At 39.1% G+C, this 22,350-nt stretch carries 22 protein-coding genes and 1 pseudogene; 9 read left to right on the forward strand and 14 right to left on the reverse strand.

Annotation, left to right across the window (positions count from 1 at the left end; genetic code table 11):
- The first annotated feature begins 6 nt into the window (after window positions 1-6).
- On the forward strand, window positions 7-768 hold the full coding sequence (locus F908_RS03860; RefSeq protein WP_005157869.1) for an META and DUF4377 domain-containing protein: 762 nt from the start codon (window positions 7-9) through the stop codon (window positions 766-768).
- Window positions 769-857: 89 nt separating this feature from the next.
- On the opposite strand, the gene F908_RS16485 is transcribed toward F908_RS03860, so the two are convergent.
- Entirely contained in the window at window positions 858-1,670 is an 813-nt protein-coding gene (locus tag F908_RS16485; protein WP_416201903.1) for a dehydrogenase family protein, read from the reverse strand.
- Window positions 1,671-1,712: 42 nt separating this feature from the next.
- A pseudogene (locus tag F908_RS16490) lies at window positions 1,713-2,110 on the reverse strand (Glu/Leu/Phe/Val dehydrogenase dimerization domain-containing protein); the annotation flags it as partial.
- Window positions 2,111-2,585: 475 nt separating this feature from the next.
- Between F908_RS16490 and F908_RS03870 the strand changes: the two are divergent.
- Both F908_RS03870 and nth read left to right on the forward strand, forming a co-directional pair.
- Window positions 2,586-3,386 (forward strand): RnfABCDGE type electron transport complex subunit B, encoded by an 801-nt coding sequence (locus F908_RS03870; protein WP_005157878.1) that lies wholly within the window; start codon window positions 2,586-2,588, stop codon window positions 3,384-3,386.
- Window positions 3,387-4,073 carry an endonuclease III gene (gene nth, locus F908_RS03875; RefSeq protein WP_005157880.1) on the forward strand — a complete coding sequence of 229 codons (687 nt, stop codon included), beginning with the start codon at window positions 3,387-3,389 and terminating at the stop codon, window positions 4,071-4,073. It abuts the gene before it with no gap.
- Here nth and F908_RS03880 read toward each other — a convergent pair.
- The 9 genes from F908_RS03880 to F908_RS03920 all read right to left on the reverse strand — a co-directional run bounded on the left by F908_RS03880 (window position 4,070) and on the right by F908_RS03920 (window position 14,813).
- Window positions 4,070-4,252 carry a hypothetical protein gene (locus F908_RS03880; protein ID WP_034602651.1) on the reverse strand — a complete coding sequence of 61 codons (183 nt, stop codon included), beginning with the start codon at window positions 4,250-4,252 and terminating at the stop codon, window positions 4,070-4,072. The two genes, nth and F908_RS03880, sit on opposite strands and share 4 nt — an antisense overlap.
- A gap of 64 nt (window positions 4,253-4,316) precedes the next feature.
- Window positions 4,317-5,501 carry a VWA domain-containing protein gene (locus F908_RS03885; RefSeq protein ID WP_005157885.1) on the reverse strand — a complete coding sequence of 395 codons (1,185 nt, stop codon included), beginning with the start codon at window positions 5,499-5,501 and terminating at the stop codon, window positions 4,317-4,319.
- Window positions 5,502-5,504: 3 nt separating this feature from the next.
- Window positions 5,505-7,844 (reverse strand): DUF5682 family protein, encoded by a 2,340-nt coding sequence (locus F908_RS03890; RefSeq protein WP_005157886.1) that lies wholly within the window; start codon window positions 7,842-7,844, stop codon window positions 5,505-5,507.
- 74 nt (window positions 7,845-7,918) lie between these two features.
- Window positions 7,919-9,001, reverse strand: a complete 1,083-nt coding sequence (locus F908_RS03895) for an ATP-binding protein (RefSeq protein WP_005157888.1) — start codon at window positions 8,999-9,001, stop codon at window positions 7,919-7,921.
- A gap of 32 nt (window positions 9,002-9,033) precedes the next feature.
- Window positions 9,034-10,671, reverse strand: coding sequence for a hypothetical protein (locus tag F908_RS03900; RefSeq protein WP_005157889.1), 1,638 nt, complete (start codon window positions 10,669-10,671; stop codon window positions 9,034-9,036).
- On the reverse strand, window positions 10,662-11,993 hold the full coding sequence (locus F908_RS03905) for an SWIM zinc finger family protein (protein WP_005157891.1): 1,332 nt from the start codon (window positions 11,991-11,993) through the stop codon (window positions 10,662-10,664). Before F908_RS03905 ends, F908_RS03900 begins: the two co-directional genes overlap by 10 nt.
- A gap of 184 nt (window positions 11,994-12,177) precedes the next feature.
- Window positions 12,178-12,831, reverse strand: a complete 654-nt coding sequence (gene adk / locus F908_RS03910; RefSeq protein ID WP_005157893.1) for an adenylate kinase — start codon at window positions 12,829-12,831, stop codon at window positions 12,178-12,180.
- 83 nt (window positions 12,832-12,914) lie between these two features.
- The gene (locus F908_RS03915; RefSeq protein ID WP_005157894.1) at window positions 12,915-14,228 is read right to left on the reverse strand and encodes a DUF445 domain-containing protein; all 1,314 of its coding nucleotides are present in this window, start codon (window positions 14,226-14,228) and stop codon (window positions 12,915-12,917) included.
- A gap of 63 nt (window positions 14,229-14,291) precedes the next feature.
- Window positions 14,292-14,813, reverse strand: a complete 522-nt coding sequence (locus tag F908_RS03920; protein ID WP_005157895.1) for a hypothetical protein — start codon at window positions 14,811-14,813, stop codon at window positions 14,292-14,294.
- Window positions 14,814-15,054: 241 nt separating this feature from the next.
- Here F908_RS03920 and mrdA point away from each other — a divergent pair, with 241 nt between their 5' ends.
- On the forward strand, window positions 15,055-17,052 hold the full coding sequence (gene mrdA, locus F908_RS03925) for a penicillin-binding protein 2 (RefSeq protein ID WP_005157896.1): 1,998 nt from the start codon (window positions 15,055-15,057) through the stop codon (window positions 17,050-17,052).
- Entirely contained in the window at window positions 17,052-17,600 is a 549-nt protein-coding gene (rsmD, locus tag F908_RS03930; RefSeq protein WP_005157897.1) for a 16S rRNA (guanine(966)-N(2))-methyltransferase RsmD, read from the forward strand. Before mrdA ends, rsmD begins: the two co-directional genes overlap by 1 nt.
- Here the strand turns inward: rsmD and F908_RS03935 are convergent.
- A complete protein-coding gene (locus F908_RS03935) occupies window positions 17,597-17,992 on the reverse strand; it encodes a hypothetical protein (protein WP_005157898.1) in 396 nt (131 codons plus the stop codon). The genes rsmD and F908_RS03935 overlap by 4 nt on opposite strands.
- 211 nt (window positions 17,993-18,203) lie before the next feature.
- Here F908_RS03935 and F908_RS03940 point away from each other — a divergent pair, with 211 nt between their 5' ends.
- From F908_RS03940 to F908_RS03955, 4 genes are read left to right on the forward strand one after another with little or no spacing between them, the layout of a single operon-like run.
- Window positions 18,204-18,659 carry a helix-turn-helix domain-containing protein gene (locus F908_RS03940; protein ID WP_005157902.1) on the forward strand — a complete coding sequence of 152 codons (456 nt, stop codon included), beginning with the start codon at window positions 18,204-18,206 and terminating at the stop codon, window positions 18,657-18,659.
- Between the two features lie 16 nt (window positions 18,660-18,675).
- Window positions 18,676-19,215, forward strand: a complete 540-nt coding sequence (locus tag F908_RS03945) for an IS630 family transposase (protein WP_141730351.1) — start codon at window positions 18,676-18,678, stop codon at window positions 19,213-19,215.
- A 48-nt stretch (window positions 19,216-19,263) separates the two neighbouring features.
- Complete coding sequence (locus F908_RS03950) at window positions 19,264-19,611, forward strand: hypothetical protein (protein WP_005157904.1); 348 nt, start codon at window positions 19,264-19,266, stop codon at window positions 19,609-19,611.
- A gap of 41 nt (window positions 19,612-19,652) precedes the next feature.
- Complete coding sequence (locus tag F908_RS03955) at window positions 19,653-20,288, forward strand: DUF2238 domain-containing protein (RefSeq protein WP_005157906.1); 636 nt, start codon at window positions 19,653-19,655, stop codon at window positions 20,286-20,288.
- A 32-nt stretch (window positions 20,289-20,320) separates the two neighbouring features.
- Here the strand turns inward: F908_RS03955 and sohB are convergent, their stop codons facing one another.
- Together sohB and pstB are read right to left on the reverse strand one after the other, a co-directional pair.
- Complete coding sequence (gene sohB / locus F908_RS03960) at window positions 20,321-21,283, reverse strand: protease SohB (RefSeq protein WP_005157908.1); 963 nt, start codon at window positions 21,281-21,283, stop codon at window positions 20,321-20,323.
- 146 nt (window positions 21,284-21,429) lie between these two features.
- Window positions 21,430-22,344 carry a phosphate ABC transporter ATP-binding protein PstB gene (gene pstB / locus F908_RS03965; RefSeq protein WP_005157910.1) on the reverse strand — a complete coding sequence of 305 codons (915 nt, stop codon included), beginning with the start codon at window positions 22,342-22,344 and terminating at the stop codon, window positions 21,430-21,432.
- Window positions 22,345-22,350 lie beyond the last annotated feature (6 nt).

The following is a 22,350-nucleotide window of genomic DNA, read 5'->3' on the forward strand; positions in this document are numbered from 1 at the left end:
TTGACTATGAAAATTAAATATTTAGTTGTTGCCTTATTACCGCTTTCTTTGATGGCGTGCCAAACTGTACAAAATGTAACTGATAATGTTATTTCTCAAATTAATACAACAGCAGCAAAAAATTTAACTGAATATAATTGGACTTATCAAGATTCAAAAGCATCAAAACCTTTAGTTTTATCTTTCGATGATAATCAACGATTATCTATTCAAACTGGTTGTAATAATCAAGGCGGGACTTGGAAAGTTGAAGGTAATACCATTGTAACCTCACCACTGGCATCAACAATGATGGCGTGTGCGGATGATTTAATGCAACAAGAACGCTTATCTGCTGATATTTTTAGTGAGAAAAAAGTTCCTTTCACACTCAGTACCCAAAATGATCAAGCGATCTTGACGATAACTGATAGTAAAGGTCAAAAATATACGTTCCTTGGTAAAATGACAGCTGAAGCAAAATACCAGTCTGAAGCTAAAATCGTTTTCCTCGAAATTTCACCACAAACTAAATCATGTACGGGTGTAGCACCACAAACTTGTATGCAAGTTCGTGAAATTAAATATGACGATAAAGGCATCAAAACATACGCTGATAAAAATTGGTCACTTTACTATGGTCAAATCGAAGGTTTTGAACATAATCCAAACCAACGTGTAATCGTTCGAGTTAAACGTTTCGAAATTAAAAACCCTGCTGCCGATCAATCAAGTATTGCAGATGTGTTAGATATGGTCGTTGAACAAGAAATCGTGAAAAAATCATAATTTTAGCCAGTTAAAAAAATCCGATGTTTTTCAACATCGGATTTTTTATGGAAATCCCCTCTTTATTAAAGCGGGAGTTTAGGAGACCCTTAATAAATACCCTGCGCAAGAATGGCATCTGCTACTTTGACGAAACCAGCAATATTTGCACCATCAACATAATTGACAGTACCATCTTCTTGGGTCCCATATTTTAAGCAATTGGCATGAATATCTTTCATGATGGCATGTAAGCGTTCATCAACTTCACCATGTGTCCAACCAAAACGTAACGCATTTTGAGACATCTCAAGACCAGAAGTTGCAACTCCGCCCGCATTTGATGCTTTACCTGGTGCATACAAAATCTTAGCTGCGATAAATTGTTCAACTGCGTCCAAGGTAGATGGCATGTTGGCTCCTTCTGCAACACACATCACACCATTTTCTAGTAATAATTTTGCATCTTCTGCACCTAGCTCATTTTGAGTGGCACAAGGTAATGCGATATCAACAGGAATATGCCAAGGGGTTTTACCGTCAAAATATTCAAAACCATGCTTAGATGCAAACTCTGAAATACGTCCACGCTTGATATTTTTCAGCTCCATCACTTCGGCAAGTAATGCATCAGTAAAACCATTTTTTACAAAAACAGTGCCATTCGAATCTGACAGAGTCACCACTTTTGCACCCAAAAACATAGCTTTTTCAGCGGCAAATTGCGCTACATTTCCCGAACCCGAAATCGAAACCGTTTTTCCTGCAAAGCTATCACCACGAGTTTTCAGCATTTCTTCAGCAAAATAAACAGTGCCATAACCCGTCGCTTCTGGACGCATTAAACTTCCGCCAAAAGAAATACCTTTGCCCGTAAAAACACAAGCCGTATCATTACTCAGCTTTTTCATCATCCCCGCCATGAAGCCTACTTCACGACCACCAACCCCGATATCACCTGCTGGAATATCGGTATCTGATCCTAAATGACGATATAACTCCAACATTAACGCTTGGCAAAAACGCATAATTTCAGCTTCTGACTTTCCTTTTGGATCAAAGTCTGAACCACCTTTACCCCCCCCATAGGGAGAGTCGTTAATGCATTTTTAAAAGTTTGCTCAAAACCCAAAAATTTTAAAATCGATAAATTTACTGAAGGATGAAAACGCATGCCACCTTTAAATGGCCCAATCGCTGAATTAAATTGAATCCGAAAAGCTCGATTTACATGAGTTTGACCTTGGTCATCCATCCACGATACACGAAACTGAATAACACGTTCAGGCTCAACCAAACGCTCTAACAAACCGTATTGAGCGTATTTAGGATTTTTCTGTATAAAAGGCCATAAACTCGTCATGACCTCTTCTACTGCTTGTAAAAACTCAGGTTGATATGGATCTCTAGCTTTAACATACTCCAAGAAATCATTTAAGCTATCGTATTTCAACTCTCACCCCCAGATAGTGATTTAATTTAGTGCAAAAAATGCACCAAAATAGAATATTAAACACATTTAATACCCTTTATGATCAACTCTCAACCCAATCTTCATAAATAATATTTTTTATTATTTTTAATCAATATCTTACATTAAAAAATATTCATTATTTTTATAATAAATATTCAAAAAAATGGCTTAAATAAGCATTTAACCTAGTAATAAGGCATTAGAAATCATTCGAAATACAAGATTTAGCACTAAAATAAAACAATATTAGCACTATAAAATTGCAAAAATAAAAATCTATAAAAAGTAGATTTAAGCAACGATTGCCGCCGATTAAACTATTCTTTGCTATAATAGCGACATTGTTTTTATCCTATCTTCTTTCATGTCAGTTTCAGCACAACAACTCTCTCTTATCGTTCAAGTAGACCAGCTTTTACCACAAACGCAATGTGGTTTATGTGGACATCGTGATGGTTGTTTACCTTATGCGAAGTCGATCGTGGAAGGTGAAGATGCAAACAAATGCGTTCCTGGTGGACAACCCGTTGCAGATGCACTTGCAGCATTATTAAAAAGACCAACAATGATTGCGGAACCGAGTGTTTGGGATATTCAAGCAGATGGTCGACCGCAACAAATGAAAGCGATAATTCGTGAAGATGAATGTATCGGGTGTACTAAATGTATTAGTGCCTGCCCTGTTGATGCCATTATCGGTAGCGGAAAATTAATGCATAGTATCTTGACTGATCTATGTACAGGTTGTGAGTTATGTATTCCACCCTGTCCTGTAGATTGTATTGATCTGGTCGAAGATTCCAATCCATTACCTACAGTTCAACAACGTACTCTTGAACAAGATGATCTAAGACATCGTTACTATGCGCATATTCAACGAGAAGAAAAACGTCGTTTGAGTCGTAAAGGACCGATTGTTCGTGCTGAAATTGATACCGAATTTTTTGCTCAATTTTCTCAAGCACTTAACAATGTGCCCTTGATCACACTCATGGATAAACCAAAAGAAAATCCTGTATTAGATGCAAAAACGACAATTGAACTTGCGAAAATTAGAACGCAAATCAAAAAGTTAGAAAAGCAGTTAAGTGTACGTGCAGATGAATCCAAGCAAACACAATTACTTGATTTACAACAACGTTTAAATGAATTACAGGGAATCTAAATGCCTGTCAAAAATATGACCAAAAAACAAATTCAGACTTTTTTTGAACGTTTACGTACGCAAAGACCACATCCCCAAACTGAGCTGAACTACAGCTCTCCTTTTGAGTTACTGATTGCTGTTTTGCTTTCTGCGCAAGCAACCGATGTCAGTGTCAACAAAGCCACTGATAAACTCTATGCCGTTGCTAATACTGCACAAGCTATTTTAAATCTTGGGGTTGATGGCTTAAAAGAATATATTAAGACGATTGGCTTATATAACGCTAAAGCTGAAAATGTGATCAAAACTTGTCAGATTTTAGTTGACCAATATCAAGGACAAATTCCAGAAACGCGAAAAGAACTAGAAGCTTTACCGGGTGTAGGGCGTAAAACGGCAAACGTCGTGCTCAATACCGCCTTTGGCCACCCTACTATGGCAGTCGATACCCATATTTTCCGTGTTGGCAATCGTACTGGTTTGGCAGTAGGTAAAAATGTTTTAGAAGTCGAAGATCGATTAATTAAGGTTATTCCTAAAGAGTTTATTATTGATGCTCATCATTGGCTGATCTTGCATGGACGTTATTGTTGTATAGCACGTAAACCTAAATGTGCTGAATGTATCGTATCCGATGTCTGCAACTGGCCTGATCGTTTTGAATTTGGAGCAGTAAAAACAATTCCAACAAAAAACCTCAGTTAATCCTGAGGTTTTTTACGCTGCTGTAATTTGGGATGTAGCTGACGTTCTCGACCATTTTTCTTATTTTCCAAAGCCTGTTGTTTCTGCACATGACGCAGCATTTTTTGACTTTGATACAATAAAAACAACAGTAAAGCTAAACTTAAAATTACCACCACAATCAAAATAATTTTCAGCACCGAAGTATCCTCAATCAGCTCACATGTTTCGACTTGCATACCGAAACTTCATCTTCATGTTCTATTATGTCAGATTTTGCTGCGTTGCATACCATGCATGAATATCTCGTTTTTCAATAGCCGTCGCCATGAGTTCTGGAAATTGATCAGGTGTGCAGGCAAACGTTGGAATCCCCATATCCGCAAAGATCTGTGCATGTTGAGTATCGTACCAAGGTGCACCGTCATCAGACAATGCCAGTAGCGTAATCACTTGCACACCACTATCTAGCATTTCAGCTACTTGCTTGAGCATTTGCTTAGCATCTCCACCTTCACACAAATCACTGATAAGAATAAAAATAGTATCTTCTGGGCGAGTGATTTTACTACGACAGTATTTAATTGCTTTAGCAATATCGGTTCCCCCACCCAACTGTGTGCCGAATAGCACATCCACAGGATCTTCGAGCAAAGGGGTTAAATCGGCTAACTCTGTATCAAACACGATCATTTGTGTACTGACTGCACGAATACTTGCCATCACTGCCGCAAAAACACTGGAATAAATCACGGAAGGTGCCATCGATCCACTCTGATCAACACAGAGTACAATATCTTTTAAAGCCGTTTGTTGACGTGGATGCCCATGTAACTCATGTGGAATAATCGTTTTAAAATCTTCCTGCCAATGTTTCAAATTGGACTGAATGGTGCGCTTCCAATTAATGTCTTGCATGCGTTTAGGACGGCGTGTATGTGCTGAGCGATTAATACTGCCTCGAATCGCTTGCTGTAATGGTTGTTTTAGACGATTTTCAAGCTGTTCTACCAACTGACGTACCACGATGCGCGCGGTTTCTTTGGTTTTTTCAGGCATCAAATGATTGAGTGAAATTAAGGTAGAAACTAAATGAATATCGACTTCTACACTTGCCAACAATTCAGGCTCTAACAACATTTGTTGTAAATTCAAACGCTCTAAAGCATCTTTTTGAATAACTTTTACCACAGAAGATGGGAAATACTGGCGAATATCCCCCAACCATTGTGCCACTCTAGGACTAGAATGCCCCAAACCACCACGGCGATTAGGCTGCTGTGCCTGATAAAGCTCATTCAGACATTCTTGCATTTTGGTATCTTGCACCGACCAATTCGGTAAATGCGAGGTCGAATTGGGGACTTGCCCTAAAATTAATCGCCAACGTCGTTCTTGTTCCGCAAGATCAGGTTGCTCTAAAGTGATCAGTTCTTCATTCATATTCATCACTTAAACCTCGACAGCAACAGGCTGTAAGTATACGTAAATTTCATCTAATACCGTTTGAGCACGTGCAATATCTAAAGTACCGACCTCCTGTTTGACTGCGGTCGCTTTCTGCGTCACTTTCTGAATTAATTGCTGTGCTTCAGCAGGGCTAAAACTTGAAGCTGTTCTGGCCAAAATTGGCAATAACTCAATGAATTGCTGCTCTTGTAATTGATTGACCCATTGGCTCACGGTGTCCCAAAGACTTTGCTCATGAATCAATAACAAAGCTTGATGGGTCAAGAAACCTTCAAACCAAGCTGCACTATAATCCGCCGTCTGCCCAAGCGATAAAGCACGAGATAGAAATCCCTGTGTTTGCTCTACATCAATCAACTGCTGTTCTCGAGCTAAACGCACACAACAACCATGCAAATAACCTTGCATATGTTCCAACTGCAATAACTGATGTAAGGTCTCTTGCCAGAGCCGTAACAATTCATCTTGTTGTAATTGTTCTAAAAGCTCATATAAATTTTGTAGTTGTTGGGCAAATTGCTGAGCCATTTCGGCATTCAGTTGTACACAATAACTTGGCAAACTCAACATCAAACGAATCGCTAAATGTTCTACCACTTGATGTAAATGTTGCATTGAAAATTGGCGCACACTGCCATAACGAATTGCCGTAATAAGCGGCTTTAATGTTGCCAAAATAATGCTTGGGTCTTGATGCTGAGTGGTGAGCTCATTCAATTTATCCAAAGCCAAATTTAGGCTTTGATCCAAACCAGACAATAAAATGCTCTCGATCAGTTGCGCAATTTGCGCCACATCTTCACATTGTCTAATCTGATGTTCGACATAACTTTGTGTAGCAAGCTGAATGCTATTTCCCCACAACGACATTTCATTCAGATATAAACTAGTTTCAGGCTGCCAAGACAACTGCCAAACTTCTTTAAAGTTACCTTGCTTTGAGCCTGCACCAGCTAACTCTGCCCAAGCGAGGCCCAGTAATTTCACGCAATGTAAAAATTGACTTTTTGCCAAGTCGAAGGTTTCACGTAAATCCAGACTAATATCACGATGCGGTGCTTCGAGCTTCAGACGGAAATGCTTCACTTGCTGTAAAAAGTCTTTTTGAATCGGCAATTCGATGAATTCATCAGGCACTTGCCCCAATTGCTCGTCTTCGAGCAATTTAGCTAAAATCGGTTGCGGAATATCTAAGCCGTGGTTTAAGACCGAACGAATTGCCTCAAATAAATCTTCCAAATCAGGAATACGTCGTCCACGTAATCGCAATAAAGATTGAATCAGTTGTACCGCATCAATAATCTGAGCACTAGAGGCATCATGACCTGCTTGGCGTAAGGCTTGAGCAAATTTGCTTAACCAATCAATCGTAATTTTTTCGCCATCAACATTTTCGTCTAAAGCTTGTTGATAATGCTTCCAAAGATGGGTATACCATCCTACCGCTTGTACACCTGCACCATAACCACTGTCTCGGCTCAATCGTCCATGTGTCCACGCAATCCATGCAGCATCAACTTTGACTTTAGGCAAGCCTTTGAGCAAGGCAGTATCTGCTTTATTTTGCGCTTTTAAATCCGCCAATACTGGTGCATGCCATGCTCCACAAATCACCACAATATTTTGATAGCCTTGCTTTTGTGCTTGCTTAATCACCTTGCGCATGTAGGCTTCGCGATACTGCTCTAGCAGTTGGTCTTCACTACTATAATTTTCAGGTTGCTGGCTTAGCAAATAATCACGTAAAGCTGACATGGCATCGCTAATTGCGGTAAACATTTGTCCAGCGTGTGGCTGCTGTTCGACCAAATGCTCCCAAAAACGTTCGCTGTCTTGATAGCCTGCCTGCTCTGCCAGCATTTGAATTGGATCTCGGCGAATCGAAAGATAATGCTGTTCCAAATTCTGTTCTGGCTCAACATCACCTTGCTGATTAGACTCAATCTCTTGCTCGTCTGCTGAAGCTTGCTGTAAACGTTGCTCTGCCCATTGTTTTTCCAACGCAAGACGATGTTGCAAAGGCAGATCCATAAACTCTACTGCAATTTGCTGACGCAACGCATATTGCAAAGCTTGCCACTCAGGCGAAAATTCAGCAAAAGGATAGAACACTGCCTGTGATCGCACTTCTTTTTGTACAGGGGTATTCAACAACAACGCCACAGGCGGCTTAAAATCTGCATGTTGCAGTTGAGCAATGATTGCATTGGCATCAGGTGGCCCTTCAATCAAAATACAATCAGGTTGAATCGAAGCCAAAGCATTACAGACACTACGCGCCGAACCAGGCCCATGATGACGAATACCGAGAATATGCAGCATTTTTTATCCTTTATTCCGATCACAGCTTCTCCCTTTCAAGGAGAAGATTGGGATGAGGTTTTTATTATTTGGTTTTATTCTAAATCACGACAAGCACGATACAGGTCTTGCCAACCCTCACGTTGTTTAATCACCGTTTCAACATATTCTTTCCAAGGTACGATATCTTGCACAGGATCTTTTAATACCGCACCTTGCAGACCTGCCGCCAACTCATGATCAGTGAGATTGCCCGAACCAAAATGCCCTGCCATCACCCAACCATGACTCATCACTGAAATGGCTTCAGCCGTTGATAAAGTTCCCGTGGTGGTTTTGAGTTTTTGCTTGCCATCTAAGGTTTGCCCATGACGCAGCTCTCTAAAAATCGTCACCAGTTTTTGAATTTGAGCATCCAAAGGCTGAATCTCAGGTAGTTGTAAACTCTTGCCCAAAGATTGAACGCGTTTTTGTACGATTTCCACTTCCTCAGCAATGGTAGCAGGCGGCGGTAAAATTACCGTATTAAAACGACGCTTTAACGCAGAGGAGAGTTCATTCACCCCTTTATCACGGTTATTCGCGGTGGCAATCACACTAAAACCTTGTACCGCTTGATACTCAATTCCCAACTCAGGAACAGGTAAATTTTTCTCTGAAAGTAAAGTAATCAACGTATCTTGGACATCGGCAGGAATACGAGTCAACTCTTCCACACGCGCAATCTTACCTTCTTGCATCGCACGTAACATCGGGCTTTTCACCAAAGCATCTTCACTCGGACCTTTGGATAAAAGTTGGGCATAATTCCAACTATAACGTAGAGTATCTTCGCTCGTACCTGCCGTACCTTGAATCAATAAAGCACTATTACCTGAAATCGCCGCTGCTAAATGTTCAGATACCCATGATTTTGCTGTGCCTGGTACGCCTAATAACAACAAGGCACGATCAGTCGCCAATGTCGCAACAGCAATTTCCATCAAACGGCGATTACCAATATATTTTGGTGAAATTTCTGTTCCATCTGGCAGTGTTGTACCCAATAAGTAATCTACGACTGCTTTAGGCGAAAGTTGCCATTGTGGAGGTTTTACTAAACTGTCATGTGCTTTTAATGCATCTAATTCATGAGAAAACTGTTGTTCTGCACGCGCACGTAAAACTTGTTGAGACATGTTGATTATCCTAATTTATGATTTCTTGATCATTAAGCAATAAGTTTTTGTTTGTACTGATTCAATTGAATGAGCTGTTTCCATTCAGAAATAGAAAAAAGAGCTTGTAAACTACTGATGTCGATTGGATAAGCTTGCAAAATCAACCATTGAGCCTGCTCTTTTAATAATGCAAATTTCTTCTGATCCTGCTGCAAATCTAAGTTCGCATATGCATGTTGTAATAATACGACTGCCATTTCTGAGATATTTTGAACATCATGCAGCGCCTTAGCACGCTGAAACAACAACCAAAAATGTTCTAAATCTTGATTTTGGTAATGGGATTCAAGTTGCTTTAATAACAATCCAGTTGCTGGTTCTTGGTCTAGCAAAGTAAAGAATAACTCACGTTCAAACATGTTCCCACTTGATGCCGTTACAGCTTCACACCATTTGACTTGATGTTGGTAAAACCATAAAGCTAAATCATGTCGTTGCTCTCGATAACAACACACAATAAACGCACTCCAAAGTGAATCTTTTTGCTGTGAATGCAATGAAAGTAAATGATCCCAAGTACCAAATAATTCTAACCAATACGCAAGTGGCAATTGGATTAAAATTCTTTTGAGATAAAGTACGCCCTGTGAACTTGCACAAAATGCCTGATAAGCTTGCTCGACCTGAGCACTTTGGTAAGCTGTTTTTAAACTTTTACGACTTTCAACCAAATTAGCTTCTCGATCAAAAAAGCCATAATCATTGAGGGCATCATCTTGATCTAAGTTAATGTTGAATTTAACTTTTTCAGCTTGGGCATCGTAGCTCAAACATACACGCATTAACACCATAACTTCGTTGTACAGTGCATTATCTTGATAATATAAATAGAAAGCTAATGCAGCATTACTACTTACTGTCGCTGCATTCTGTGGTTCTAATGTTTTTACATGCTGGTATAAAGCTTCAAATTGAGTCACTGGCATGTTATACATCACAAGACTTTCAGCATGACTTTGCAAATGATTGCTCTGAATCGATTGTGACCAAAACTCTGCTATATGTTGATGAATAAAGTTCGGCAATTGACCGCATAATTGGCTCATCAACAAAGACCATTCGCTACTTTTTGATTTCTGTAATTGACGAATCAATGGTGCTGCGTCTTGTTGTTTCACATATTTCCATACCCTTTTTGCATCATCCAAACGCGTTGTCACATCGCCCTGAAATGCAAACTCAGGTAAGACTGATGCCAATAACACTGGGTTTCGACACAGTGGTAGAACTTTCAACACCAAATAACGAGGAATCACTCGCTGCTGTAGTTGAGCAAGTTTGAAAATTTGAATAACCCAATCTTGATATAAAAATGGCGACTCTTGTGCAACAACCCATTTCAAAATTTGCACAAGTTGATTATCCAATTGCTTTTCATTTTCTATCTGATCAATCTCAGCAATATTCTTTTGTAAGGTTTCAAGTACACCTTGTGCTTGATAACCTGCTTGTTGCATGAGCACCCAATATTGATTCAAGACTAATAAATCTTGAGCTGAATCAATCTGTTTAGGTGCATAGACTTGCAATTCATTCGGTACTTTTACAGTCTGTTTAAACTGCTGCCCTAGCGTCAGTTTGAGTAATAACTGCTGATTAAACTCACTGTATGATGTGCTTAAAGACATTCAAAGTGCCCTCCTTGCCAAATACTCACCAGTTTAAGTTGCAATCCATTCCATTCAACGCCTGCACTAAATGGCTCATTCCCCACTAAAAACCATAACTCAACAAATTGTTTAATCTCAATTTCACACATTTTTTGATCCTGATCGACCAAATAAATTACTTTATCCTGCTTGACCAAACGCAATTGCTCTAGCCAGAAAAAGCGTACTAGCTGCAAAGGATATTGCTTTAATCCATTCGCATATTGAGTAAATGCTTGATCAAAATTTTCAAAGCCTTTTGGCGCAACCAGCGTTAGGCTCAAATCATTGAATGACATTAAATTATCTTCTAAACGAAGACGTTGTTGGCTTACCACTGGATAAAGTTTGGCATTTAGAGCCAGTTGTTTTTGGAAAGGCAACGTTAAGCCAAAGTTCGAATAAGGTGGAATTTCAAAATCTAATAACAAATAGTCGCGTAAATTTTGACTATCCCACAGCCATTGACGACGATAACGTCCACGGGTATTGACCAACTCCTGAGTTACTTGTCCTAAGGCATAAATATGAAGTATCTGAGCGGATATGTTATCCCACGCATCAGTTGGTAAATTCACACCAAAAAGCTGTTTTAGTTCTTCATATAGTTCTGGTTTGAGCTGTTGACGGTTTTGCCATAAATGAACGGCTGTTTGTAATTTAGCTAACCAAAATGAACTCTGCATTTGCCAATTACTTTGATATAGCGCACTCGAAAACTCATCTAAATAACTAACTAAACCTGCAACTTGAGCATCGACCAAACGACTTTGAATATCGCGGAACTTTTCATGTTGTTGCTGACGTAATCTCCCAAGTCCCATCGTAACAACATCATTCAACCATGTTTGTAATGCCTCAATGCCTGCATCCATTTTTTTCTCACGTGCCAATTGGCGTTTCGCACGTGCTTCTTCATCAATCGGTTTATCAATCTTGTTTTCTTTCTTCTCAAGTGTTTTAGTTTTTTTATCTCGCCATTTTTGTACTCGATCAGGTATGCTTTGTTCATCTGATTGCACAGTAAATTTATCTTGATACTCGGTATAGACAAACAATAATGCTAAAGCATGTTTACAAGGTCGTTTAAAACTTGGACAACTACATTCGCATTTAAGTTCAGGTAAAAAAACTGCGCTTTGATAAATCGCACTACCCTGAATTTCTCCCCAAATCCACTGATCAGTCGAACCCGAGATATTGTTCCATGCTTCAAATTTTGCGAGTTTCTTGGCTGATTTTGCCGAACTTGCATCTGGAATAATTTGCTCGACTTGATCAGATTGAATCGTCAGCAACATAGTTAACCCTTTAAAATAATTCTAAGTTTCAGTATTTTTAAATTGTACGCTTGAATGGAATATAACGTTTTTTGTTTAGTTTTTATATCATTTAATCTGACATAGCGACATTTTATGTCGTAGATAATTATAGGTATAAAAAAACTGTCTTATGGCTACATAAGACAGTTCTATCAAAACTAAATTATTTATCTAAAATAGCAAATAATTCTTTTTGAACGTCTTCGATTGCACGTAAGCCATTCAATTTATCATAAGTTGGTGCATCTTCACCTGAAGCAGCACGACCTTGATAAAAACCTACTAATTGTTCAGTTTCACTATGATATGAACCTAAACGCTTACGAATCGTTTCTTCTTGATCATCTGGACGTTGTACCAAGTCTTCGCCAGTTTCATCATCCTTACCTTCTACTTTAGGTGGATTATAAACAAGGTGATAAACACGACCAGAAGCTGGGTGCTGACGACGACCTGAAAGACGTTGAACAATCTCTTCATCTGGAACATCAATTTCGATCACATGATCAATTGAAATACCCGCCGTTTCCAAAGCTTCGGCTTGTGGAATCGTACGTGGGAAACCGTCAAAAATACAACCGTTCACACAATCTGGTTGAGCAATACGCTCTTGGACCAAACCAATAATGAGTTCGTCTGATACTAAACCACCAGACTCCATAACACTTTTCGCTTTAAGACCTAGTTCAGTTCCTTCACGAATTGCAGCACGGAGCATATCACCGGTTGAAATTTGTGGGATATTGTAGCGCTTACAGATCAACTGAGCTTGAGTACCTTTACCTGCCCCAGGTGGTCCGAGTAAAATAATGCGCATAAAAGAACATCCTCATTTAAAAACAATAAATCTTAAATTGAGCAATATGATACAGATTTATTGCTCAACCAACATCAAATTAATTATAAGAAAGCAACAAATAAGTGGATTAAACCTGCAAAAAAACCAGTCACACCACCCAATACAATTAGGATCCACTCATCTTCTTGGAACGCAGGTCGCAATAAATTCTGGAACTCTTTCGGTGTTAGTTCACGGATGCGGTCTCTAAACATTTGAAAGATCTTCTGCGCACGACTTGCATTCAGAGCTGGGTCACATACTGGACCCATAGTAATTTCAATTGAGCGATCAATCAAGTCGGTCTTGAGTCTAGCATATTCTCTTGGCCCTAATGAAAGCTGCAGTGAAGTTCTGACCAATGGAGTTTCCATAATTTCATTAATATGGCGCTTGACAATCCGACGAGTTTTATCTTTTTTACTACCATACATCATTTCAGTCATGATGGATTTCAGAGTAATTAAATCTTCAGTTACCACGCTTGCAAATACATCTGAAACTTCCTCTTGGCGTTTCATAAATGCACCTTGAACGTTATATGTACCAATCCTTAGCACAGGAACGATCCATGGAAACTTACGGTCTTTGGTCAAACGGAAAATCTGTGGATAACGGATATAATGCGGTTCAATTGGGTTAAATACCATCCAAATCGCAATCCAGTTGGTTAAAAAGCCCCAGATTGATGCCCAAAAAGGAACTGTCCAATGCCACGGTACCACAAACCAAACGATCATTTGGAAAATCCCAAAGAACATTCCAATTAACGCACTGATATGCCAAATAAAATTAATTTCTTTCTGACCAACTTTAAGAAACATACGTACCATTAAACGGCGATCACCTTCCATTTGGCTGACCACCATTTCCCGCATGTCAACCAGTGACTCGACGTTCATGGTCAGCTCAGTCACAAGTTCTTTTAATGTATTTGGTAACTGTTTATGGGCTTGCGCATAAATTCGACGTTTAATCGAGTATGGTAAGTTCTCCCACAACACAGCATTACGATCAACCATGACTTCATCAATTAAGTGTTCAAGCTCAAAGCCAACTTGCTCACCAATGATCATTGCCATATCTTCTGGATCCATTGCCTCTAAAAACTCACGCAATGAACCCAACTTAGATAATGTATTATCGGTAATGATGCCCGAAATACGCCCTGCTTTACGCGGCACAATCCCCTGCCAACCTACAGGTAATGGTCCTAAATGGAATCCCCAAAAATTAATTGGGTAAAACACCATTTTTAAAGCCATCCATACATGAGCCCATGTTACTAGGGCTGTCACTGGAATAATACTTAGGACCGCCAGATGGTCAGGCCGATTTAAAAAAATCTGCCACAATTCATTGACGTAATCAAACATGCATGACTCTCAGAATTATTGATACATTAAGACTTATAAAAGAATGAACAATCAGTCACGTCCCTATAAGCCAAAACTTAACGTGTAAGAAATCTGAAAAACGGGCTCTACTTTTTTAACAGTATTCCCATTTCCATCTTCTATCTTGTCACGCAGTCCCGCTCCTACACTAAACGTACTAATTCGATCACTATTTAACCAAACAAATGCTAAATCAGTACCAACACCTAAATTCCCTTTTTGTTTACCGCCATAGTTTTTACTATCTAAATGACCAGCATAAAGACCAAGGTAATAACCATTTTTATCTGTACCTGTTAAATGATATGGATAACGAAAGCCAATTTGCGCACCAGATTCATTATCATCATTTAAAAAAGCGCCTACTTTTGCATAAGCAATACCGTATGGATTTACCCATTCAAGATTGGCATGTAGTAATTTTTTAGTAAAACCAGCACCAATATTCCAAGTTGCTACGTCTTTTGCCCCTTTTAATTTTGCTTCAGGCATATATGGATTTTCTTCAGCATGGACAACGCCGTTGAATGCTAAAACCGCTAGTAAAAGGTAAGATTTTTTCATTATTTTCTCCATTTTCCCTAAGAGTGTATCTTGGACAATCCTATTTCAAACAGCTTCAGACTTTAACAGAATTATTTTGCATCTAATATACAAGTCCCTACAATTTTAATGTCTGCAAAGTCAAAAACTGTCGCATCATCATTCAGATGATGTATTGAAAATACTACAGTATGATCATGCAACTTACGTTAAAATAGTGCGCCTTTTATATTTTCTCCCTTGTAATTTAAGTCGACACCCTATGAAACAGCACTTTCCTTTAAAAAACATGCAACAAGAAAAGCGCATTTACAAGGGTCGAATCTTCTTTGCTATATTTGTCGTTGCTACTTTTCTACTTTTATTAATTTGCCGTTATGCATATTTACAGATTATTCATTACGACGACTTTACAACAGCCTCTGATAAAAACCGAATTCGTTTACAACCTCTTCCACCCGCACGTGGTTATATTTATGATCGTAATGGCGTACTCTTAGCGGATAATTATCCTGTTTTTACAGCAACACTCAGTCGTACAGATGTCGCAGATATTGATGCAACCATTGCACGTTTAATTCCAGTACTGAGCTTAACCCAAGAAGATGTCGATCGTTTTAAAAGTCGCGTAAAAACTGCACGTAAAACGGAAAGAATTGCCATCAAGTTAAATCTGACTGAAGCAGATATTGCGAAATTCAGCGAAGTTAAATACGACTTCCCGGGTGTGAAAATTGAAACACAAATGACACGTTACTATCCTCATGGCGAATTGTTTGCCCATGTGATCGGTTATGTGGGGCGAATTAATGACAAAGAATTAAGATCTATTGATAAAGATTTATATGCAGGTACCAACCTGATTGGAAAAATTGGTGCAGAAAAAAGCTATGAAGAGTTATTACATGGAACACCAGGTTATGAATCCGTTGAAGCCGATGCACATGGTAATGTACTCCGTCATCTAGGTCGTCAAAACCCAACGCGCGGAAATGATCTTTATTTATCGATAGATTATGGTCTTCAAACCATTGCAGCTCAACAGTTGGCAGATCGTCGTGGTGCAATTGTAGCCATGGATCCTCGAACTGGAGAAATTTTAGCACTGGTCTCTAGCCCAAGTTTTAATCCAAATTTATTTGTTACAGGCATCAGTTCAAAAGATTATAGTGGTTTACGTGACAACTTAGACCAACCACTTTATAACCGTGCCGTACAAGGCGTTTATCCACCGGGTTCGACAATTAAGCCGATGTTCGGACTTGGCGGAATTCATTACGGACTCGTCGATTGGGGCACAGCAATTTCTGATCCTGGTTATTTTAATTTACCAGGAGATAGCCACCGCTTCCGTGATCATAAAAAGACAGGTCATGGTGCTGTAAATTTACATAAAGCCGAAGTTGTATCTTGTGATACCTATTTTTATATCTTGTCTTATCGTATGGGTATCGAAAAAATGAATGACTGGATGCGACAATTTGGCTTTGGCGCAAAAACAGGTGTAGATTTACCAAGTGAAAGCACAGGTTTATATCCAAGTCCAGACTGGAAAATGCGTACACGCAAATCGAAATGGTTAAAAGGTGAAACGATTTCTGTGAGTATTGGACAAGGCGCATTTACTGCTACCCCATTACAACTTGCGATGGCTGTAGCAATTACTGCGAACAAAGGCTCTCACGTTACACCTCACGTTTTACGTGATAATAAAGGCGCAAAAAAATATTCTGTGCACAATGCTCCTGACGGTAAAATTCAATTTAATGGTACAGAGCAAGATTGGCTTAACATGCACGCAGCCATGATAGACGTGATTCAATCTGGAACGGGGCGTGGCATTAAGGGCGGATTACAATATTCTATTGCGGGTAAAACAGGTACAGCTCAGGTCAAAAGTATTGCTCAGGGCAAACGTTATAATGAAGCCGCTCTTTCCTCCCGACAATGGGACCACGGTTTATTTGTTGGCTTTGCACCAGCGGATAATCCTCAAATCGCAATTGCTGTCGTTTGGGAAAATGGTAAACATGGCGGATCAGCAGCTCAACTTGCACGTCCAGTCTTTGATTACTGGCTAGTCACTCGTAAAAATAATCCTATTCGTCCAGCCAACCATCAAGTGAGTGGCGGTTTAATGACTGCTGGTATTAAGCCCGGTGAACTACCAAGTAGTTCTGATTCACCTGCATCGACACCAGCAGCAAGTTCAGTTACAACTACTGCTGCTTCTCATTCTAATGATGGAGTCACTGAGTAATGAAAAATCAATTACGTATCATCGGTGGTGATTGGAAACGTAGAACGCTACCATTCGCTAGCATTGAAGGTTTACGTCCGACACCAGATCGAGTAAGAGAAACATTATTTAATTGGCTCATGTGGGATATACAAAATTCACAAGTTTTAGATTTATGTAGCGGCTCTGGTGCACTAGCTTTTGAAGCTTTATCACGCGGCGCTGCAAAAGTCGTCATGATCGAACCCAACCCGATTCAAGCTCGCTTTTTAAAAGAAAACATTCAATTGCTAAAAGCAGAAAATTGTCAGCTACTAACACTCACTGCACAGCAAGCATTAAAGCAATTAAATAGTCATTATCAGGTTGTTTTTTTAGACCCCCCCTACGATCTAGAATTATGGGAAGAACTTGCTGAATTAGCTGATCCTATTATTACGGAAAATGCCTTTATTTATGTAGAGGCAGATCGAGAATTATCTCAATTAAAACTTCCATCTAGTTGGCAAAAAATTAAAGAAACCAAAGCAGGAATTGTCAGAGCGGGTTTATACCAGAAAAAATCTTAAAAAATGCGCAACCAAAATAATCGAATTAATTGGCCCCGATCAAATGGAAAACTGGAAAGATATTCATAACCAATCCGATTATTTTTATTCAATTGATACACCATACCGTATCCAAGTGAAATCGAAAAATCACCTAAAGATAGATTGCTGGTATCTCCTGTTAACATCTTTTGATTAAATTGATTGGTTTGGTAAGCGGTATAGTTATAAACACGCCAACGATCATCTTGGAAAAACAGATTATGCAAGATTGAATAATCTGTTTTCTCTTGCTGTGGATAGGCAGAGTCAAACATTTCTTCAGTATCATCATTGACCTCTGTAAAAAAATTATAATCCCCTGCATGACAGGCACAGGAGAAAAATAAGATAAAATAGGATAAATTTTTCATTTTTGTTTTCCCAATTATATTACATGATTAAAATCAAATATATAGAAAAAAATATGCGCTTCATCTCAAAACTGGATTTTATGCCACACTATTTAAGTCATTTAATTGCTTATATTAGACATAATTAATTTATTTACAGAATAAATTCTATAAGTTGACAAAAATAACTAATCATGCGAAAAAAGTTTTTTTAGTTAACAGATGTTCACACATGCCTCGAATTGTTTCTGTACCACTTAGTTTAGAACAGCGAGAGCGACTCATTTTTCTGGCCAAGCATGCAAAACATTGGCGTGAAAGACAACGTGCCCAAACTATTCTCTGGCTTTCTGAAGGTAAAAGTGTTGCGGAAGTTGCCACTCTACAAGAACGTATCCCAGAAACCATAAGGCTACAACGCCGACGTTGGGAATTGTATGAGTTTGAATCGATTAAAGAAGGTCATCGCTCAGGTCGGCCCAATACATTGATCTCAGACTATCAGGCGAAAATCCTAAATTGGGTCAATACAAGTCCACTCAATGCAGAACAAATCCGAGTCAAACTACATGAAGAATACGAAGTGTCCGTGTCTGTTGAAACCATTCGTAAGTTTTTACGTGATTCAGGTATGGTCTTCAAGCGTACCCGTCATAGCTTGAAAAAAAAGAGATCCGATTGCATTTGAACAAGCAACACAGCAGATTGAAAAATTACGAGAGCAAGCGGCACGTGGTGAAATTATATTAGGTTATGTTGATGAAACAGGGTTTTCATCTACACCTGATAACCGCTATGCGTGGACAAAGATAGGTGATGTTCATGCGGTTGATGCAATAAGATTAAAACGAGTTAATGTCATGGGGTGTTTGCTTTCAACGGGGAAACTGGTGACAAGTTGTTTACAAGAGTCAGTTACAAGCACTTGGTTTTATGCCTATTTAACTGGAATAGCTCAACAAGTAAAACAGACTTATAACCTTCCATTGGTTCTTATTGTTGATAATGCCTCGATTCATAGAAGTAAAAAGATGGCTGATTACAGAGAGCTACTTAAAAGTAACTTTTCGACGAATTTGTATTTTATTCCAGCTTATAGCCCTGAGTTAAATCGAATCGAGATGGTATGGAAGCAGATGAAATATTATTGGCGAGATTTTCAAGTCATGACAGCTGATAAAATAGAGCAATGGGTGGAGAGAGTATCAAACCAATTCGGAAAAGAATACATGTTTACTTTTTAATGACAGCTTATACAATAACAATCTTTAAAAATTTTTATTCTAAATATCATGAAGATCTTATGCGTGCTGATTGTGATTGCCCAATTAACAGGATGTGTATTTGGACAATCAAGTGAAGTCAAACGTGCTGAAAAAATTTTACAGCGTTTCCAGTGTAGCAACGTCGAGACCAGCCAGCTTGCCACTTCTTCCATTACTAATTTTTATCAACAGACCCTTGCCGCAAACAAGGACAAAGCCAGCACCTATATTGAACAGTATAAAAATGGTGAGGACCTGTTTGACATTCCACTCGATGAAGTTGTACAACAAAAGTACCAGCTCTATCTACAGGCTTGTCAGGCGCTTGGTGGGGTTGCAGCGTCACCTTTAATACCAGTTTCAACCGAACAATGATAAATCAACCTGCCTGATGATTTTTTCTTCTCGGATGCAGCATGATTGAAAAACAACTTGGTTTAAAACATTATATTGCGCTTGGGGTCATCGCCCTTGCCGTGGCAATTGCCAGCATACAGCCGCTTGAGCTTGAGTCCTATCTCCTGCATCAGGTGGGCACCGTGTTTATGCTGGTTGTGCTGATCATCAGCATGAAAAAAATAGGCATCAATTTTTCCAGTTTTTGCTTGTACCTGCTTTTTCTTTTCATCCATATTGTTGCGGCACATTATTTGTACTCCTATGTGCCTTACAATGAATGGTTAAAGTCCCTATTTCATTTTGACCTGAATCAGGTGATGGGCTGGTCTCGCAACATGTATGATCGACTGGTGCATTTTGCTTATGGATTATTGCTTTACCCATTTTTTCTCCGTTGTTTTCAGGTCTGGTTTCCTACCGCAAAACCATTGACCTTGTTCCTGCTGGTGATCCAGTTTGTGATGGCTTCCAGTATGCTCTATGAGTTGCTCGAATGGGGACTATCCATTGGTTTATCGCCTGAAGATGCAGAAAACTATAATGGACAGCAGGGAGATATGTGGGATGCACACAAGGATATGTTTCTGGCCACAATCGGATCAATCTTTACAGGGCTGCTCTATTTAGGCAAAAGCAAAAGAAAAGCACCTTAAACAGGTGCTTTTCTTTGATCAGGACAAATTGATTAAAACTTAGGGTCACGCATCTGAACCAACGTGCTGTTTGCCTTGGCGAGGCTATCAGCGATTTTACCCATCACCGTTGGAATCAGAGTCTCAGCCATTTGTGCCGCCTGCAAACCCAGTTTTTCACCAAAAGTTGGGCGCTTACGGGTATTAATCACATAGACATCATGTTGTGGCAGAAGACTGAGTAAATATTCATCCGAGGTCTGTAATTTATCAACCAAGTTCAGCTCACGTGCGTCTTCACCGTACCAGTGCTCACCTGTTGCAACCTGAGCAACATCTAATTGTGGACGATACTTCTCAACAAAGTGCTTAAATAAAGAATGGGTTTGTTGTAATTCTTCTTCAAATTTCGCTTTACCTTCTGGCGTATTCTCACCAAACATCGTCACAGTACGTTTGTATTCGCCCGCAGTATACAGCTCGAAATCAACATTGTGTTGCTTCAATAAACGATTGAAGTTTGGAACTTGAGCAACCACTCCTATCGAACCTACAACCGCAAAAGGAGCAGAAATAATTTCATTGGCAATACATGCCATCATATAACCGCCACTTGCAGCGACTTTATCCACACAAATCGTGACATTAAAACCGGCATCACGTAAACGAACCAATTGAGCAGCAGCTAGACCATAACCATGAACCATACCACCAGGGCTTTCTAAACGTACAACGACACGGTCATGCCCTGCTTTTGCAGTTGCTAAAATTAAAGTAATTTCTTCACGAATAGTATCTACCGCAGATGCTTGCACATCACCTTTAAAGTCAAGCACATAAATTTTTTGATCATTCTTTTTTCGAATCTTTGCTTCTTTAGCAAGTTGTTGAACGAGTTGTAGTAATTCCAAACGAGATGCTGTTGTTTGTGCAATTCTTTTTCTTTGTTCATTCACACGCGCATTTAAATGACTAATACGAATTTCAGCAGGAAATTTAGGTAAATGGAATAACATAAAGTAAGTGCTCTATAAGTTCGGCTTTATTCGACTAAGATGTGGCCTGTTGAATAAAAATTCAATAGTGATTTTGCAAAATAGATTCATTTTCATCTATCTCATAAAAAAAGAGCCCGAAGGCTCTTTAATTTATTCAGCAAGAATCAACCAAAACGACCCGTAATATAAGCTTCAGTCAATTGATGATCTGGTTGTGTAAATACTTTTTCAGTTGAATTGACTTCGATCAAATCACCCAAGTGGAAGTATGCAGTACGATCAGAAACACGTGCAGCCTGTTGCATCGAGTGCGTTACGATCGCAATGGTATACTGTTCAGAAAGTTCTGAAATCAACTCTTCAATTTTTGCGGTCGCAATTGGATCCAGTGCTGAACATGGTTCATCCATTAAGATGACTTCTGGACTTACAGCAATGGTACGCGCGATACATAAACGTTGTTGCTGACCACCTGATAAACCAGTACCTGGTTGGCTGAGACGATCTTTCACTTCATCCCATAAACCCGCTTTACGTAGGCTGTTTTCAACAATTTCTTCTAAGTCATATTTATCACGTGCTAAACCATGCAGTTTTGGTCCGTAAGCAACGTTATCGAAAATTGATTTCGGGAATGGATTTGGCTTTTGGAATACCATACCAACTTGCGCACGTAGTAGAACCACATCAAGATTTGGATCATAAATATCTTGATTATCTAGAGTGACTTTACCTGTTACGCGACAAGTATCAATCGTATCATTCATGCGATTCAAAGTACGCAAGAAAGTCGATTTACCACACCCTGATGGACCAATAAAAGCAATCACTTCATTTTGATAGATATCAAGATCAATACCTTTAATCGCTTCAGTTTCACCATAGTAAACATGAACATCTTTGGTCGTGATTTTTACTTCATTGCTTTTAGGCTTTTTATTTGATGAAGCCGTTTCAAACTGAGAAACAAAAGCAGTATTAGATTGCTGAACTTGTGCTTCAGATGAATTCGATTCTGTTTGCTGTGGATTCACTGACTTATCCTTTTCTAATGCGTTCATAATTTCAATCGTATTCATTGTACT

Source organism: Acinetobacter sp. NIPH 284, from assembly GCF_000369425.1.
GTDB lineage: Bacteria > Pseudomonadota > Gammaproteobacteria > Pseudomonadales > Moraxellaceae > Acinetobacter.